Source organism: Minwuia sp. IMCC3060 (assembly GCF_029909435.1).
Lineage (GTDB): Bacteria > Pseudomonadota > Alphaproteobacteria > Minwuiales > Minwuiaceae > Minwuia.
The window spans coordinates 2,144,295-2,159,495 of sequence record NZ_CP123782.1 but is presented as its reverse complement, the minus strand read 5'-3'; the positions used below and the strand labels follow the sequence as shown (position 1 = coordinate 2,159,495).

General features: G+C 63.9%; 19 protein-coding genes. 11 read left to right on the top strand and 8 right to left on the bottom strand.

Annotated elements, in window-relative coordinates:
- Positions 1-80: 80 nt before the first annotated feature.
- The 8 genes from QGV54_RS10155 (at position 81) to QGV54_RS10120 (ending at position 6,722) form a co-directional block, all read left to right on the top strand.
- Positions 81-893 carry an ABC transporter ATP-binding protein gene (locus QGV54_RS10155; protein WP_281016950.1) on the top strand — a complete coding sequence of 271 codons (813 nt, stop codon included), beginning with the start codon at positions 81-83 and terminating at the stop codon, positions 891-893.
- The gene (locus tag QGV54_RS10150; protein WP_281019893.1) at positions 890-1,594 is read left to right on the top strand and encodes an ABC transporter ATP-binding protein; all 705 of its coding nucleotides are present in this window, start codon (positions 890-892) and stop codon (positions 1,592-1,594) included. Before QGV54_RS10155 ends, QGV54_RS10150 begins: the two co-directional genes overlap by 4 nt.
- Positions 1,595-1,599: 5 nt before the next feature.
- Complete coding sequence (locus QGV54_RS10145) at positions 1,600-2,610, top strand: branched-chain amino acid ABC transporter permease (protein WP_348637703.1); 1,011 nt, start codon at positions 1,600-1,602, stop codon at positions 2,608-2,610.
- Entirely contained in the window at positions 2,607-3,983 is a 1,377-nt protein-coding gene (locus tag QGV54_RS10140; protein ID WP_281016953.1) for a branched-chain amino acid ABC transporter permease, read from the top strand. Before QGV54_RS10145 ends, QGV54_RS10140 begins: the two co-directional genes overlap by 4 nt.
- 59 nt (positions 3,984-4,042) lie before the next feature.
- Positions 4,043-4,624: a response regulator gene (locus tag QGV54_RS10135; protein WP_281016954.1), complete on the top strand. Its 582-nt coding sequence runs from the start codon at positions 4,043-4,045 to the stop codon at positions 4,622-4,624.
- Between the two features lies 1 nt (position 4,625).
- A complete protein-coding gene (locus QGV54_RS10130) occupies positions 4,626-5,129 on the top strand; it encodes a hypothetical protein (protein WP_281016955.1) in 504 nt (167 codons plus the stop codon).
- A gap of 39 nt (positions 5,130-5,168) precedes the next feature.
- Positions 5,169-5,726: a response regulator gene (locus QGV54_RS10125; RefSeq protein ID WP_281016956.1), complete on the top strand. Its 558-nt coding sequence runs from the start codon at positions 5,169-5,171 to the stop codon at positions 5,724-5,726.
- A 75-nt stretch (positions 5,727-5,801) separates the two neighbouring features.
- Complete coding sequence (locus QGV54_RS10120; RefSeq protein ID WP_281016957.1) at positions 5,802-6,722, top strand: glutaminase; 921 nt, start codon at positions 5,802-5,804, stop codon at positions 6,720-6,722.
- A 67-nt stretch (positions 6,723-6,789) separates the two neighbouring features.
- Here the strand turns inward: QGV54_RS10120 and QGV54_RS10115 are convergent, their stop codons facing one another.
- The 4 genes from QGV54_RS10115 to QGV54_RS10100 are packed head-to-tail and all read right to left on the bottom strand — an operon-like array spanning position 6,790 to position 9,549.
- Entirely contained in the window at positions 6,790-7,548 is a 759-nt protein-coding gene (locus QGV54_RS10115; protein ID WP_281016958.1) for an aldolase/citrate lyase family protein, read from the bottom strand.
- A 22-nt stretch (positions 7,549-7,570) separates the two neighbouring features.
- Positions 7,571-8,611, bottom strand: a complete 1,041-nt coding sequence (locus QGV54_RS10110) for an Ldh family oxidoreductase (RefSeq protein WP_348637618.1) — start codon at positions 8,609-8,611, stop codon at positions 7,571-7,573.
- Positions 8,612-8,615: 4 nt separating this feature from the next.
- A complete protein-coding gene (locus tag QGV54_RS10105) occupies positions 8,616-9,077 on the bottom strand; it encodes a DUF3237 domain-containing protein (protein ID WP_281016960.1) in 462 nt (153 codons plus the stop codon).
- A 10-nt stretch (positions 9,078-9,087) separates the two neighbouring features.
- Positions 9,088-9,549 (bottom strand): DUF3237 domain-containing protein, encoded by a 462-nt coding sequence (locus QGV54_RS10100; protein ID WP_281016961.1) that lies wholly within the window; start codon positions 9,547-9,549, stop codon positions 9,088-9,090.
- A 77-nt stretch (positions 9,550-9,626) separates the two neighbouring features.
- On the opposite strand from QGV54_RS10100, the gene QGV54_RS10095 reads away from it, so the two are divergent.
- Together QGV54_RS10095 and amrB are read left to right on the top strand one after the other, a co-directional pair.
- A complete protein-coding gene (locus QGV54_RS10095) occupies positions 9,627-10,010 on the top strand; it encodes an EthD domain-containing protein (protein ID WP_281016962.1) in 384 nt (127 codons plus the stop codon).
- Between the two features lie 2 nt (positions 10,011-10,012).
- Positions 10,013-11,446 carry an AmmeMemoRadiSam system protein B gene (gene amrB, locus QGV54_RS10090; protein ID WP_281019873.1) on the top strand — a complete coding sequence of 478 codons (1,434 nt, stop codon included), beginning with the start codon at positions 10,013-10,015 and terminating at the stop codon, positions 11,444-11,446.
- Positions 11,447-11,452: 6 nt separating this feature from the next.
- On the opposite strand, the gene QGV54_RS10085 is transcribed toward amrB, so the two are convergent.
- The 3 genes from QGV54_RS10085 to QGV54_RS10075 are packed head-to-tail and all read right to left on the bottom strand — an operon-like array spanning position 11,453 to position 13,611.
- Positions 11,453-12,190, bottom strand: a complete 738-nt coding sequence (locus QGV54_RS10085; protein WP_281016963.1) for an SDR family NAD(P)-dependent oxidoreductase — start codon at positions 12,188-12,190, stop codon at positions 11,453-11,455.
- Positions 12,191-13,009 carry an enoyl-CoA hydratase gene (locus QGV54_RS10080; RefSeq protein ID WP_281016964.1) on the bottom strand — a complete coding sequence of 273 codons (819 nt, stop codon included), beginning with the start codon at positions 13,007-13,009 and terminating at the stop codon, positions 12,191-12,193.
- Positions 13,009-13,611: a glutathione S-transferase family protein gene (locus QGV54_RS10075; protein ID WP_281016965.1), complete on the bottom strand. Its 603-nt coding sequence runs from the start codon at positions 13,609-13,611 to the stop codon at positions 13,009-13,011. Before QGV54_RS10075 ends, QGV54_RS10080 begins: the two co-directional genes overlap by 1 nt.
- A gap of 96 nt (positions 13,612-13,707) precedes the next feature.
- Here QGV54_RS10075 and QGV54_RS10070 point away from each other — a divergent pair, with 96 nt between their 5' ends.
- Positions 13,708-14,187, top strand: coding sequence for a helix-turn-helix domain-containing protein (locus tag QGV54_RS10070; RefSeq protein ID WP_281016966.1), 480 nt, complete (start codon positions 13,708-13,710; stop codon positions 14,185-14,187).
- A gap of 1 nt (position 14,188) precedes the next feature.
- Here QGV54_RS10070 and QGV54_RS10065 read toward each other — a convergent pair whose 3' ends face one another.
- Positions 14,189-15,115, bottom strand: a complete 927-nt coding sequence (locus QGV54_RS10065; protein ID WP_281016967.1) for an SMP-30/gluconolactonase/LRE family protein — start codon at positions 15,113-15,115, stop codon at positions 14,189-14,191.
- Between the last annotated feature and the right edge of the window lie 86 nt (positions 15,116-15,201).

Genomic DNA, 15,201 nt, shown 5'->3' with positions numbered 1-15,201 from the left:
GCGCGGCTCCGTGCGGCCTCCCCATTCACGAGCGGGCATACTCATTTGTTTTTCAATATTCCGCATGGTTGGTGGCGCGCATGATCCGCGTCGAGGATGTACACAAGCATTTCGGCGGCGTTCACGCCGTCAATGGTGCCACGCTGGAGATCGCCGAAGGCTCGATCACCGGCCTGATCGGTCCCAACGGGGCAGGCAAGACCACCCTCTTCAATGTCATAGCCGGTGCATTTCCCCCGACATCCGGTCGTGTCTGGCTGGCGGATGAGGACATCACCGGTCTGAAGCCGCATGAGCTGTTTGCCAAGGGCGTGCTGCGCACGTTCCAGATCGCCCACGAGTTCTCGACCCTGACGGTGCTGGAGAACCTGATGATGGTGCCGGGCGGCCAGACGGGGGAGAACCTGATCGGTGCCTGGTTCCGCGGACGGCAGATCCGGGAGGAGGAGAAGCGTGTCCGCGAGAAGGCGGAGGACGTGATCGACTTCCTTAACATGGGGCACGTGGCGACGGAACTTGCGGGCAACCTGTCGGGCGGTCAGAAGAAGCTGCTGGAGCTTGGCCGGACGATGATGGTCGATGCCCGCATCGTGTTTCTGGACGAGGTCGGGGCAGGGGTGAACCGGACCCTGCTCAACACCATCGGCGATGCGATCCTGCGCCTGAACCAGGAACGCGGCTACACATTCTGCATGATCGAGCACGACATGGACTTCATCTCCCGACTCTGCAATCCGGTGATCGTGATGGCGGAGGGGACGGTGCTGACTGAAGGCACGGCGGAAGAGGTCAAGTCGAACGAGCAGGTCATCGAGGCCTATCTGGGCACGGGACTGAAGAACAAGCCGGTCAGGCAGGCCGACTCCGCGACCGGGGAGGCCACGGACGCATGAGCTTCCTGATTGGCGAGGCAATGACGGGGGGCTATGGCGGCGCGGACATCCTGCGTGGCTGCACGATCGAGGTCGACAGGGGCGAGATCGCGGTGATCGTCGGTCCCAATGGGGCAGGCAAGTCGACCGCCATGAAGGCCGTGTTCGGCATGCTGAACCTGCGCGAAGGTCAGGTCCGGCTGGGCGACACGGACATCACGGGCCTGTCGCCACAGGATCGCGTGAAGCAGGGCATGGCCTTCGTTCCCCAGACCAGCAATGTCTTCGCCGGCATGAGCGTGCAGGAAAACCTGGAGATGGGAGCGTTCCTGCGCCGCGACGACATCAGCGTGACGATGGAGCAGGTGTTTGAACTGTTCCCAATCCTGGCCGAGAAGCGGGCGCAGGCGGCAGGCGAGCTTTCCGGCGGCCAGCGCCAGCAGGTCGCGGTCGGGCGGGCGCTGATGACCCAGCCCAGCGTGCTTATGCTGGACGAACCGACCGCCGGTGTTTCGCCGATCGTCATGGATGAGCTGTTCGACCGCATTCTGGAGATCCGCAATACCGGCATCGCCATCCTGATGGTGGAACAGAACGCGCGTCAGGCACTGAACATCGCCGACCGGGGGTTCGTGCTGGTCACGGGCGAGAACCGCTTCACGGACACGGGGGAGGCCCTGCTGGCCAACCCGGAAGTCCGTCGCTCGTTCCTGGGAGGGTGATGATGATCGATATCCTCAATGCCCTCGCCCTGTTCAGCAACTTCGTCATCGTCCCGGCACTGGCCTATGGCTCGCAGCTTGCGCTGGGCGCGCTGGGGATCACGCTGGTCTTCGGCATCCTGCGTTTTGCCAACTTTGCCCATGGCGATCTGATGGCTTTCGGCACCATGGTCGTCATCCTGGTGACCTGGCTGTTCCAGAGCTGGGGCATCGGCATTGCCCCGCTGCCGACCGCGCTGCTGGCGCTGCCCTTCGGCATTCTGGGCGCTGTCATGATCGCGCTGGTGGCGGATCGGGCGGTCTTCCGATTCTACCGCAAGCAGAAGAGCAAGCCGATCATCTTCGTCATCGCCTCCGTCGGCGTCATGTTCATGCTGAACGGCATCGTCCGCTTCATCATCGGTCCGGACGATCAGGCCTTTGCGGATGGTGCGCGGTTCCTGATCACGTTCCGGGAGTTCAAGGAACTGACCGGACTGGGTGAAGGCATTGCCGTCCGCCAGACCCAGGCCCTGACGGTCGTGGTGGCCATCCTGGTGGTGAGCGCGCTGTTCTGGTTCCTGCAGCGGACCCGCACCGGCAAGTCCATGCGCGCCTATTCGGACAATGAGGATCTGGCGCTGCTGTCAGGCATTGATCCGGACCGGGTGGTGCTGGTGACATGGATCATCGCGGCAAGCCTGGCCGCCATCGCGGGCACGCTGTATGGCCTGGACAAGAGCTTCAAGCCGTTCACCTATTTCCAACTGCTGCTGCCCATGTTCGCGGCGGCGATCGTGGGGGGGATCGGGCAGCCGCTGGGGGCCATCGTCGGTGGCTTCGTGATCGCCTTTTCGGAGGTCACGATCACCTATGCCTACAAGAAGTTCCTGCGCTATCTGCTGCCTGACGACATGGCGCCCGATACCCTGGTCCAGCTTCTGTCCACCGACTACAAGTTCGCGGTCTCCTTCATCATTCTTGTGGTGGTGCTGCTGGTGCGACCCACCGGGATATTCAGGGGGAAGGTGATATGAGTGCCGGTGACGCTACCCGCAGCCGCGGCCTGATCACCTTCGCCATCATGGCGGCGGCACTGCTTGCCGTGGGATTCGGACAGTCCTGGTCGGTCAGTCTCTCCATACTGCAGCTTTGCCTGATCTCGGCCATCATGGCCCTGGGGGTGAATATCCAGTGGGGCTACGCCGGACTGTTCAATGTCGGGATCATGGGCTTCGCCGCACTCGGTGGCATTGCGGGTGTCCTTGTCTCCAAGTCGCCCGTCGGGGAAGCCTGGTCGGTCGGCGGCACAGGCGTCTTTCTCGCGCTCGCGGTGGTGATCGCGACGGTGATCGTTGCCATCTTCGCGCATCGCCGGTTGCCGCGTGGTCCGGCCCGCATCATCGGCATGACACTGATCATCGGGCTTGGCTATTTCGCGGCCCGCGCCTTCTTCGATCCGGCGGTGGACGCTATCGAAGGGGTCAATCCGGCCAAGACGGGCTATCTCGGTGGTCTGGGACTGCCCATCATCTTCTCCTGGGCGGTCGGTGGCGTCTTCGCGGCGGGGGCCGCCTTCATCGTCGGACGTATCGCGCTGGGCCTGCGCTCGGACTATCTGGCGATTGCGACCCTCGGCATTTCCGAGATCGTCATTGCCATGCTGAAGAACGAGGACTGGCTGACCCGTGGCGTGAAGAACGTCAGCGGCCTTGATCGCCCGGTCCCCTACGAGATCGACCTGCAGGAAGCCGGCTGGTTCCGGGACCTGATCGAGAGCCTGAACAGCAGCAGTCTGCAGGTGCTCGAACCCGCGGCCAGGTCCGATGCGCTGCAGCAGTTGGTGATCGACGGTTCCAGCGTCTTCGTGAAGCTCTGCTATGTGCTGCTCTTCGCGGCAGTGCTGCTTGCCGTGCTCTGGCTCTGCGAGCGGGCGCTGAAGTCGCCCTGGGGACGCATGATGCGCGCCATTCGCGACAATGAGGTCGCGGCCAGCGCCATGGGCAAGAACGTGACCCGCCGCCATCTGCAGGTCTTCGTGCTGGGGTCCGCTGTGGTCGGGGTTGCCGGGGCGATGCTGACGACACTGGACGGGCAGTTCACGCCTGGCACCTACAACCCGCTGCGCTTTACCTTCCTGATCTGGGTCATGGTGATCGTCGGCGGTTCCGGGAACAATTATGGTGCCGTTCTCGGCGGCTTCCTGATCTGGTTCCTGTGGATCGAGGCGGAGCCGGTCGGACTGTGGCTGATGTCGACGCTGACGTCGGGTCTGGCAGAAGACAATGCACTGCGTCTGCATCTGATCGAAGGCGCCGCACACATGCGCCTGTTCACCATGGGGCTGATCCTGTTGCTGGTGATGCGTTTCAGTCCGCGGGGACTTCTACCCGAAGTGGTGCGACGTTAACCATCATTTTACCCCGGTCCGTTTACGCTTGGACACTGTTCAATTGCGAAACAAGGGTCATGAACGTGGCCGAGCTTCACATCAACCTGGCGCAGGTCAACTTTCTCGTTGCGGATGAAAGGGAAGGCGGTCGCAGGGTCATGCAGTCGATCCTGCATGGCTTTGGTGCCGTGTTCATCCATGAGTCCGGCAGCTTGCAGGGGACCCGCGACCGGCTGGCGCTCGGTGGTATCGACGTTCTGATCTGCGACTATTCCCTCGGGAACGGTCAGGGCCCGGATTTCGTAAGGGAACTGCGTCGCAGCCTCAGCCATCCGGCGCGATATATCCCCGTGCTGATGACGTGCGGTCATCTGACCGCGCGCGATGTCGGACGCTGCCGCGACAGTGGTGCCAACCTCGTGCTGACCAAGCCGGTCTCCATTCAGGCGCTTTACGATCGTCTGGTGGCGATTGCCCATCGACCACGACCCTTCGTTGATCATGAAGTCTACGCCGGTCCCTGTCGTCGCTTCCGCGCGGCCGGCGCCCCCAACCAGATCGAGCGCAGAATGAAGAACTTGACCGATGCACGCACCGAGTTCCGGGCCGGAACCATGCAGGCCCCCAACGCAATGATCACATCAATCGGAACCCAATAGCATGCCGAACAAGATGACGAATGAGGCACGGATAGTGCCTACAAGGTTCACTCAGATCGCGCGACAGAAACCCGGGATGTCCCGGGAAGAGGCGATTCAGGCCGGCCAGTCCGCGGTGCTGGAAATGGAACCAGAGTACCTGGATTGGGTCGATGGATTGCTGCGTGAGCTCTGGTCGGCCGTGGAACTGGCCTGTCAGGAAGATGATTTCCCGAACCCCCACGGGGAGGACGCCTACGGTCTGTCGAACCAGATCCGCAATCTCGGCGCCACTTTCGACTACGAGGCCGTGACGCATGTGGCGGACAGTTTCTGCGAACTGATTCATCGTCTGACCGAGGCGAAGCGCAACGACCAGCACGCCATGCGGACGCATCTGAATGCGCTGCGGCTGGTGAGCACGCCCAATTTCAAACGTGATGGCGGCGGCGAGCTGGAGCCACTGATGAACGCGCTGGGGCAATTGGTAAGTCACTACCCTGAACCAACCGGCAGCGTGGGCTGACGAGTACCAGTCGCGAGATAACCGAAGGAAGCCATCCCGATGCAGGGTCCGGCCAAGGACATAAATCTCCAGAACATTTCCGTTCTTGTCGCGGATCCGGGTGAGCCGGCATTCCGGATCACGCGGTCGATTCTGAAATCATTTGGCGCCGATCCCGTCGTGCATGCGCGCAACGTTGCACAGGCGAGCAAGCTGATCGAGCGCGGTACAGTCGACCTGCTGATCGTCAACTACCACCTTGATGGCAAGGCCGGGGCGAGCCTGGTTCGCAGCATTCGCGAGAATCGCCGCAATCCGGCGCGGCACATCCCGATCCTGATGACCCTGGGACACACCACCATTGGTGCCGTCACCCTCTCCCGCGATGCCGGCGCCAACATGGTACTCACCCTGCCTCTCTCGCCGGGCGGTCTCTACGACCGGCTGTCGTGGATGGCCAATCATCCGCGGCCATTCGTCGATCAGGAAAAGTACGTTGGTCCCTGCCGCCGGTTCAAGAATACCGGTGCCCCTGGCGGCATGGAACGCCGCTCGATGGACTTCGATATCGACGACGATGCAGAGGGTGAAGCCGAGACTGCGACTGCCGCAGGGTGATGCCAAGGATCGCCGGAAGGCGCTAGACTGGGCCGTTCGCGCAATAGCGCGCGACTGGTCCATACGAGGCCCTTCATGAACTACAACGAAATACTCTGGGAAGTGGCGCAGACGATCGAGCCACAGCGGGGCGCTGGCAAGGTCGCCAACTACATTCCCGCACTTGCCGAGGTCGATCCGATGAACTTCGGAATGGCGGTTGTCACGCGGGCAGGGGAGCGATGCTCGGTCGGGCGTGCTGACCGTCAGTTCTCGCTGCAGAGCGTCACCAAGGTGATCAGCCTGACCATGGCGCTGGAAGCGATCGGCGAGTCCTTCTGGAAACGCTCCGGTCGCGAGCCGTCCGGCGATCCCTTCAATTCACTGGTCCAGCTTGAACATGAGAACGGGATTCCGCGCAATCCGCTGATCAACGCCGGTGCCCTGATCTCGACCGATGTGCTGGTCAGCCGCTATGGCCGCGATGGTGCGGTGGAGGCCATCCTGCAGTTCGCGACAGAGCTTGCGGATGGGGAGCCTGTGCGCATCGACCCCCGCGTTGCCGCATCTGAACGTGAGACCGGATTCCGCAATGCGGCGGTGGCGAACTTCATGCGCAGCTTCGGCAACCTGCACAATCCGCCCGATGACGTGCTGCACGTCTACTTCCATCAGTGCGCGCTGGAGATGTCGTGCCTGGGACTGGCGCGGTCGATGCTGTTCCTCGCCAATGGCGGCCTGGACCCCATCACGGGCCGGCGGGTGGTGTCGGAGCGGCGGGCGCGACGCATCAATGCGATCATGCTGACCTGCGGCCACTACGACGCATCCGGTGATTTCGCGTTTCACGTCGGTCTGCCGGGAAAGAGCGGTGTCGGCGGCGGTATCGTGGCCATCGCACCAGGGGAACTGTCGGTGGCGGTCTGGTCACCGGGCCTCAGTGCCCAGGGAAATTCCCTGGTCGGGACCATGGCGCTGGAGAAGTTCGCCGCCCTGACCGGCCTGTCCGTCTTCTGAACCCCGGACAATGACGGCGCCGGGGCATTGCCGCCGACGCCGTCAGACCGGTCGGGAGCAAGTCTTGTCAGGCGCGTGCCTTGCCGATCTCCCGCTGTGCGCCGTCGATGATGAAACGGAGCTCGTTGGACAGGGTGCAGAGCCGGAAGCCCTCCCCGAAGCACCGCCTGGCGTGATCGCCGCCGGCGGTGTGGATGCAGGGCTTCACGCCCGCCGCTTCCGACACCCTGCGGATATGGGCAATCGCCTCCAGAACCTCCGGCTCCGTCGGATCGCCGACCGGGTCATGCCCGAGGCCGATGGCAAGGTCGGAGGGGCCGATATAGACGGCGTCCAGACCCTCCACGGCCACGATCTCCTCGATATTGTCGAGCGCGTCCTTGGTTTCGATCATGGCAAGGGTGATCACCAGTTCGCGTGACCGGGCCTTGTAGTCGGTCCCGGCATAGAGCGGCCCGCGCACATTGGCGAAGGACCGGAAGCCCAGCGGCGGATAGTGGCTCGCCTGCACGAAGTGGGCGGCTTCCTCCGCCGTGTTCACCATCGGACAGACCAGACCCATGGCACCGGCATCCAGCACCTTCATGATCCAGGTCGGATCGTTCCAGGGGATACGGGCCAGCGGCGTTGCCTCCTGCACCGAGATTCCCTGCAGCATGGCGATGGCATGGTCGAAATCGATCATGCCGTGCTGCAGGTCCACGCCAACCGAGTCGAACCCCTGTGCCGCCATGATTTCCGCCGTGTAGGAACTGGCGGAAGCGACCCAGCCATTCACCACATTGCCACCGGCATTCCAGATATCGCGAACCTTGTTCGTGCGCATGTCGCTTTCCATTTGATGTTCGTCAGTTCAGGGGATCGGGAACCTCGACGCCCAGCCGTTCCGCCCATTCCGCCAGTCGTTCCATGATCCCGGGATAGAGCGTCACGCCCTCCGCCAGTGCCGTGCGCCGGGCGTCGAGACCCCGCGCGCCGGGAATGCGGACCTGTGCCACGCCTTCGGGGACGTTTGCCGCGCGGCATGCGGCGGCCAGGAAACTGCTCTCTGCCCTGAAATCCTCCCGCCCGCCGAAGGCATCCGGATCAAACAGCAGCAAGGTGACCGACGCGCCATGCTGTGTCGGCCCGTCCTTGCGCCCGAAACCGCCGAGCGCAGAGGTCAGTGCCTCCACCATCAGGCCAAGTGCGAAACCCTTGTGGCCGCTCTCCGTGCCACCGAGCGGCAGCAGCGCCACACCGGCCTCCGGATCATCGGTGGGCGAGCCTGTCTCGTCCACCAGCCATGCGCCGGGCAGGCGCTTGCCCTCGGCCTTCCTGCGTCCGGCAAGACCCATCGTGGTGATGGAGCAGGAGATGTCGATCAGCACCGGATCGTCCTCGGTCGGGATGCCGACGGCAATCGGGTTGGGGGTATAGATCGCCTCCGTCGCGCCCGGTGGTGCGACACCCTTCGCGGCCGGGTCGGAACTGAGCAGCAGGACAAGGAAGCCCTGCTCCGTCGCCCTGGGCAGGAAGCTCTGCAGACAGGCGATGTGGCCGGACCGGCGGATGCCGATGGCCGCGAGGCCGAATTCCCGCGCACGCTGCAGCGCCAGATCCATTGCCGCATCCACCAGCCAGACACCGGAGAGATAGTTGCCGTCCCACAGCACCACCGGCCCGGTATCCGACAGTCGTTTCGGTTCGCCGGTTGCAGGCATCTCGCCTGCGGTCAGGGCTGCCAGATACTGCGGTGCGAGATTGAGGCCATGGGTGTCATGCCCCATCATGTCGGCGTCAGTCAGCAGGGCGGCGACACGCGCCGAACGGTCGGCGGGCATGCCCGCCTTCTCGAACAGCCGTGCCGCGAAGCGGTTGAGACGCCGGACGTCATGGCGCACCGGCATGGTCTCAGAGGACCTGATGGACGCTGTAGTACGGGCCGCGCGGTGTCCGGTCACCCAGGCCAACGGCAACGATCCGGTTCATCCAGGCGTAGCGTTCGTCGCCCGTCTCGAAGAACGGCACGGTGCGGAAGTAATATTCCGACGGGTCCACATCCTCCCCGCGGTCCAGCCGCGCCAGCACCTCCGGTGTGCCGTGACGGGTGCCGTGATAGGTCATGTAGATGCGTGCGCCATCATCGGTCTCGATGGTCAGACGCACATCCAGGTAGAAGGTGCCGTCGTCCGCGACCAGGACCCAGTCACCTGCCGTGCCGGGCATGATGCTGCCCTTGATGCGCGGACCATTGACGGTTCCGCCCGATACCTCCGCGACGACCCGGCGCCCGAAGGGACCGCGTCCGATCACGTGCCGGGCACCAATCGCGATGTCGATGTCGAAGATATGCTCGAAGCTCAGTTGCTGCATCGCTCTGCCCTCACAGGATCTGGTAGATGGTGTAGACGGGCCCCGTCGGCAGCCGGTGCCCGGTCCCGATGCAGACGATGCGGTTCAGCCATTCGTACTTCTCCGCACCGGTCTCGAAGCGGGGTGCGATGCGGAAATACAGCTCGGAGGGGTCCACTTCCTCCCCGGCGGCGAGGCGGGCCATGACTTCCGGTGAGCCGTGCCGGACACCCGAGTAGGTCATGTAGATCAGGGCATCATCATCGGTCTTCAGCGTGACCCGGACATCCAGCCGCGTTGCACCATCAGGCGTGAAGTTCAGCCAGTCGCCGCCCGGGCCGGGAACGGCGGTGCCTTTCAGTTTCGGCCCCTCGAAGTGTCCTCCGGTCACCCGCGCGATGCGCCGGTTGCCCGTCGGTGTCGGCCCCAGGTCACTGATTTCCGTGACCTCGAACTGCACCTTCAGCAGGAATTCTGTCTTGACCTGTTGCATGCCACCACCCCCTTCACCCCACAATCTGTGCCACTATAGGGCCGTCACAGCGTCGGATACAGGGAGGATGCCCGGCAATGTTCAAGATCACCTTTTGCCTGCGACGCAGGCCCGAACTCACCCTGGCGGAATTCCATGATTACTGGCTCAACCGCCATGCCCCGCTGGTGCGGCAGCATCAGCCGGCACTGCGCATGGTGCGCTACGTTCAGGTGCATGCACTGCAGACCGTGCTGAGCGCACCGATGCAGAAGGTCCGCAAGGCGCCGGAACCCTATGACGGCGTGGCGGAACTCTGGTGGAAGTCCATGGAGGATCTGGAGGCATCAGCCCAGGATCCGGCTGCCCGGGAGGCAGGCAGGATCCTGCTGGAGGATGAGGCGAAGTTCATCGACCTGCCGAACTCGCCGCTCTGGTTCGGGCAGGAGCATGTGATCGTCGGCTCGGAGCATCTGGATTGAGCATGGAAGCCACCGTTTCCGTTCGCCCGCCTGCCGTTGCCGGGCGGTTCTATCCGGGGGAGGGGGTGGAACTCGCCCGGACGGTCGATGGCCTGCTGAAGGATGCGGCGGCTCGCCATGCCGGGCCATTGCCCGCGCCGAAGGCCCTGATCGCGCCCCATGCAGGCTATGTCTATTCCGGTGCGGTTGCCGCGAGCGCCTATCAGCGTGTCCTGCCTGCCAGGGCGACCATTCGCCGGGTCATCCTGCTCGGGCCCGCGCACAGGGTGGCCTTCAGGGGCTTCGCCTTGCCTTCGGTGGATGCGTTTCAGACTCCCCTTGGTGCGGTAAGGCTGGACCGGCAGGTGATGGACGCGCTTCGGGATTTTCCGGGTGTGGTCACGCATGATGAAGCCCATGCCCAGGAACACAGCCTGGAGGTCCATCTGCCGTTCCTGCAGCGTGCGCTTGGCGCCGACTTCGCGCTGGTGCCGATCGTGGTTGGCGACGCGACCCCCGATCAGGTCGCGACCCTGCTGGCGCGCCTGTGGGGTGGCCCGGAGACGCTGGTCGTCATCTCCACCGACCTGTCGCACTATCATGATCACGCAACCGCCTGTCAGATCGACGGTGAAACGGTAGCCCGGATCGAGCGGCAGGCTGTCGGCAGTTTCGGTCCCAGGGAGGCCTGTGGCAGCCGTCCGGTGAACGGCCTGCTGCAACATGTTTCACGCCTCGGCTATCGCGTCACCCGGCTGGATGTCCGCAACTCCGGCGACACGGCTGGCCCGAAGGACCGGGTTGTCGGATATGGCGCCTGGGCGCTGGAGCCGTCGGAGACAGCGCGCCTCGCGGATGCGCATCGTCGTCTGTTGCTGACCACAGCCGCGCGCGCTATCGCCATCCGTATGGCCCGCAACAAGCGCCCGGACATATCGCTCGAGACCTTCCCGAGCGAACTGCGCAGCATCGCCGCCAGCTTTGTCACGATCGAACGAAGGGGACGGTTGCGCGGGTGCATCGGTTCGCTGCAGGCCCACAGGCCTCTGGCGGCCGACGTGGCCTGGAACGCCGTATCCGCCGGTTTCGAGGATCCCCGCTTTCGGGCGCTGACCGTGCCGGAATTCAGGGAATCGGAGCTGGAGATCTCGGTGCTCTCCACCCCCGCGCCGTTTGCCTTCGCCGATGAGGACGATCTGAAGGCCCGGCTGCGGCCCGGTCGCGACGGCCTGATCCTGCAGTCGGCGGGAAAGCGCGGAACGTTCCTGCCCAAGGTCTGGGACGGACTGCCGACACCGGAGGCCTTCCTGTACGGTCTGAAGGTCAAGGCCGGACTGCCGCGCGATCACTGGTCCGACGATGTGAAGATCTGGCGCTACACGGCGGAAAGTTTCCGTGCACCGGTACCGGAGGAGTTGTTCCGCACCGGTCCGGGGAGCGCGAAGCAGGCCGGTTGACCGCCCCTACCAGGTTTCCGCGAAGGGGCGGATATCAATCTCGTGGGTCCAGCCGTCGCGGGTCTGGTGGTGCAGGTTCCAGTAGGTCTCGGCGATACTGTCCGGGTTCATCAGTGTATCCGCAGGCAGGCTGTCAGGGTCGATGCCCGCCTGGCGTTTCCTGTCGCGCACGAATTCCGTATCGACACCTGCGTCTATGATCAGATGCGCCACATGGATGTTCTTCGGACCCAGTTCGCGCGCCATGGACTGGGCCAGCCCGCGCAGGGCGAACTTGCCTGACGCAAAGGCCGCGAAGCCGCTGCTGCCCTTCACCGAGGCCGTCGCACCAGTGAAGAAGATCGAGCCCTTCGCGCGCGGCACCATGTATTTCGCTGCTTCCCGCCCTGTCAGGAACGCGCCGTAGGCACACATTTCCCAGACCTTGCGGAAGACCCGTTCCGTGGTCTCCAGAATGGGAAAGTGCACGTTGCCGCCGACATTGAAGATGCAGATCGCGACGGGGCCGATTTCCTTCTCCACCATGGCGAACATCCCGACGGCGGTCTCTTCCTTGCGCGCGTCCCAGGTGAAACCCTGGGCGGAGCCGCCCGCGGCCTCGATCTCGGCGACAAGCGGCGCGAATTCCTCGCCGCGCCTGCGGCCCATGACGACATGGAACCCACCCCTGGCGAAGCGCTTCGCGATGGCCGCGCCGATATAGTCCCCGGCCCCGATGACGAGGCAGACCGGTTTCTCCTGCATCTAGATTCCCCTGAAGGTTGGCGGACGCTTCTCGATGAAGGCCTGCACGGCCTCCCGATGGTCGGCGGTCTGGGCGACACGGACCAGGCGATCCGCCTCCCAGTCCAGGCAGGTGCGGAAGTCGGCCTGTGTCGCCCGGTTGATGTTCTGCTTCATGTATCGAATCGCCAGTGGCGGGCCGCTGGCGATCTGTCCGGCAAGTTCCGCCGTTCGTGCGGCCAGCCGGTCCTCCGCGACGACTTCGTTCAGGAGTCCCAGCGCCAGCGCCTCCTGTGCCGCCACGCGTCTGCCAGAGAAGTAGATCTCCTTGGCTTTCGCAGGGCCGACAAGCTGTGTCAGTTGCCATGACCCGCCATAGTCGCCCGACAGGCCGATGGCCGCGAAGCCGGGTACGAGGAATGCGTTCGTCGATCCGATCCTGATATCGCAGGCCAAGGCAATCGACATGCCTGCACCTGCCGCCGCGCCGGGCAGGGCGGCGATCGTTGGCTTCGGCAGTTCATGCAGGCGCAGTGTCAGCCCGTGCTGGCGGTGCTGCAACTCGCGGATCTTCTCATCCACCGTGCGGCTGTCCTTACCCCGCGCCGCACCCATGCCCTTCACGTCGCCACCGGCACAGAAGGCCTTGCCAACACCGGTAAGCACGACGGCACGCACATCCGGATCGGCCTCCAGCACCAGCAGGATCTCGCGTAACGCAGGGGTCACGATGTCGCCCAGCGCGTTCCGCCTTTCCGGGCGGTTGAACGCGACCGTGGCCACATGGTCCCTGACGGTGCAGAGCAGCTGGTCGGTGCCGGTCTCGACCCTGCGTTCCATCAGAGCGACGCTGCCTTCACGTAGGCCGGGCGGGCCTCCAGCCGGTCGGCATAGGCCGAAAGGTTGGGCAAGGCACTGAAATCAATCCCGATCGACCGTGCCATGACCACCGCGTGCCCCGTGATGGTATCGGCGACCGTGAAGTCGCCCGCCAGATACTCCCGCCCCTCCATATGCTTCTCGACGGCCAGCAGGGTGCGGCTGATCAGCTTGACCGAGCGGGCCGCGATCTCGGGATTGCGACGGTCGGGCGGCAGCAGGATGGTCTCCACCACATAGTTGTTGAACGGGGGCATGATCATGCCCTCGGCATAGTGCAGCCACTGCAGGTACAACGCGAAATTCGGCGCGTCGGCGCCCGGGGTCAGATGGGGTGCATACTTCGCCCCGAGATACTGTGCGATTGCAGTGCTCTCGGTGATCGTGACATCGCCGTCGATCAGGGTTGGCACGCGTCCGTTCGGATTGATCCGCGCATATTCCGGGCCGCGCATTTCCTTCTGGCCCAGCGTGAACCGCTCCAGCTCGTAGGGCTTGCCGATCTCCTCCAGCAGCCAGACCGTGCGAACGGCACGGGATCGCGGTGCGAAATATACTTTCATGGCGGCCTCCTCCCCAGGAAATGCTTCTGCAAGCGACTGATCCGATGTAGCTTCAATTTCTGAAGCAAGTCAATTCAATATTGGAAGTGTGTCTTCATGAGTCGCGCCGACCTTTCATCAGATGCCTGTACGGTGGCCCGCGCGGTTGCCGTTGTGGGCGACCAATGGACCCTGCTGATCCTGCGGGAGATGTTCCTGGGAACCCGCCGGTTCGACGATTTCCTGCGCCATACGGGCATGTCGTCCCATCTGCTGTCGCAGCGCCTGAAGAAGCTGGTTGCGCTGGGGGTCGTCCGGCGCAGTGCCTATTCGGAGCGTCCGGTGCGGCATGAGTACAGCCTGACCAGGATGGGCCAGGATCTGTGGCCGATCATCGTTGCCTTGAAGCAATGGGGTGATCGCTGGCTGCACGAAGGTGTCGCGCCGGTGCGGATCGTCCACAAGGGCTGTGAATGCTTCACGCATCCAAGGATGACCTGCAGCGAATGCGGGGAACCCATGGGGGCGAGGGACGCACGCGCACACCTGAGCCGCGGATTCAGGGCCGTTCGCCGGAGCCGGGCCGGTCAGCGCTGACCTACTTGTTCAGAAAATTCAGCTTCAGACCCGGCACAGGCCAGTCCATCGCGACCAGCCTGCCTGTCGAGCTCAGCGTGATCCAGGCCGTCTTCATGTCCGGGCCACCAAAGCAGATGTTGGTGGTGATCGGGTCCGGCATGGGGACGTGCCGGTAGTGGCTGCCGTCCGGCGGGATCACCGTGATGCCGCCATTGTGGATGGTGGCGACACAGACATTGCCATTGCCATCGACGGCAAGGGAATCCAGCAACTGATGCCCCGGCAGCCCCGCGATCAGTCTGCCCTGATGGCCGCGGATCGGCTGCTTCGGCGCCGCCAGCCGCCCCGGTCCGTTCAGGGCATAGGCCCAGACCCGTCCGGTATGGGTCTCGGCGACATAGAGTTCGTCCTCGGAGGGGGAGAGGCCGATGCCGTTCGGACTCTCTGACGGAAAGATCATCTCCTCGATCCGGCTGCCATCCGCTGCCGCATAGTAGATGCCGGTGACATCCCGGTCGCGTTCGCGGACCTTGCCATGATCGGTGAACCAGAAGCCGCCTGCTGCGTCGAAGACGATATCGTTCGGCCCCTTCAGCGCATGGCCGTTGCAGTGCGTGTAAAGGGTCTCGACGGCACCGGTCTCGATATCGATCCGTTCGATGCGGCCGCCCGAATAGTCGTCAGGCTGATCCAGCGGAAACAGCCGTCCCTTGCTTTCCAGGATACGGAAGCCGCCATTGTTGCAGACATAGCATTTGCCGTCCGGTCCCATGGCCGCGCCATTGGGGCCGCCGCCGGGCGTTGCGACCACGGTCTTCGTACCGTCCGGGTGCACCCTGGTCAGCCGCCCCGCGGCAATCTCGACCACCAGTACATCGCCGTCGGGCAGGGCTATCGGCCCCTCCGGAAAGCGCAGGCCCTCGGCCACCAGTCTGAAATCCGTCATTGCATCTGCCTCCCCAGCTCACGCACTCATGACCGTTTAATGGTCGAATAGAAGCGTGCTCAAGACAACCCATTGAATTAACTGTT

What these genes read in the sequence shown, in the direction of transcription:
- QGV54_RS10115 (WP_281016958.1), bottom strand. Translation starts at nt 7,548, where the DNA reads ATGCGCACGAACAAGGTTCGCGATATCTGGAATGCCGGTGGCAATGTG.
- QGV54_RS10100 (WP_281016961.1), bottom strand. Translation starts at nt 9,549, where the DNA reads ATGCAACAGGTCAAGACAGAATTCCTGCTGAAGGTGCAGTTCGAGGTC.
- QGV54_RS10075 (WP_281016965.1), bottom strand. Translation starts at nt 13,611, where the DNA reads ATGAAAGTATATTTCGCACCGCGATCCCGTGCCGTTCGCACGGTCTGG.
- QGV54_RS10085 (WP_281016963.1), bottom strand. Translation starts at nt 12,190, where the DNA reads ATGCAGGAGAAACCGGTCTGCCTCGTCATCGGGGCCGGGGACTATATC.
- QGV54_RS10110 (WP_348637618.1), bottom strand. Translation starts at nt 8,611, where the DNA reads ATGCCGGTGCGCCATGACGTCCGGCGTCTCAACCGCTTCGCGGCACGG.
- QGV54_RS10095 (WP_281016962.1), top strand. Translation starts at nt 9,627, where the DNA reads ATGTTCAAGATCACCTTTTGCCTGCGACGCAGGCCCGAACTCACCCTG.
- QGV54_RS10135 (WP_281016954.1), top strand. Translation starts at nt 4,043, where the DNA reads ATGAACGTGGCCGAGCTTCACATCAACCTGGCGCAGGTCAACTTTCTC.
- QGV54_RS10080 (WP_281016964.1), bottom strand. Translation starts at nt 13,009, where the DNA reads ATGGAACGCAGGGTCGAGACCGGCACCGACCAGCTGCTCTGCACCGTC.
- QGV54_RS10105 (WP_281016960.1), bottom strand. Translation starts at nt 9,077, where the DNA reads ATGCAGCAACTGAGCTTCGAGCATATCTTCGACATCGACATCGCGATT.
- QGV54_RS10065 (WP_281016967.1), bottom strand. Translation starts at nt 15,115, where the DNA reads ATGACGGATTTCAGACTGGTGGCCGAGGGCCTGCGCTTTCCGGAGGGG.
- QGV54_RS10150 (WP_281019893.1), top strand. Translation starts at nt 890, where the DNA reads ATGAGCTTCCTGATTGGCGAGGCAATGACGGGGGGCTATGGCGGCGCG.
- QGV54_RS10070 (WP_281016966.1), top strand. Translation starts at nt 13,708, where the DNA reads ATGAGTCGCGCCGACCTTTCATCAGATGCCTGTACGGTGGCCCGCGCG.
- QGV54_RS10125 (WP_281016956.1), top strand. Translation starts at nt 5,169, where the DNA reads ATGCAGGGTCCGGCCAAGGACATAAATCTCCAGAACATTTCCGTTCTT.
- QGV54_RS10130 (WP_281016955.1), top strand. Translation starts at nt 4,626, where the DNA reads ATGCCGAACAAGATGACGAATGAGGCACGGATAGTGCCTACAAGGTTC.
- QGV54_RS10120 (WP_281016957.1), top strand. Translation starts at nt 5,802, where the DNA reads ATGAACTACAACGAAATACTCTGGGAAGTGGCGCAGACGATCGAGCCA.
- amrB (WP_281019873.1), top strand. Translation starts at nt 10,013, where the DNA reads ATGGAAGCCACCGTTTCCGTTCGCCCGCCTGCCGTTGCCGGGCGGTTC.
- QGV54_RS10155 (WP_281016950.1), top strand. Translation starts at nt 81, where the DNA reads ATGATCCGCGTCGAGGATGTACACAAGCATTTCGGCGGCGTTCACGCC.
- QGV54_RS10140 (WP_281016953.1), top strand. Translation starts at nt 2,607, where the DNA reads ATGAGTGCCGGTGACGCTACCCGCAGCCGCGGCCTGATCACCTTCGCC.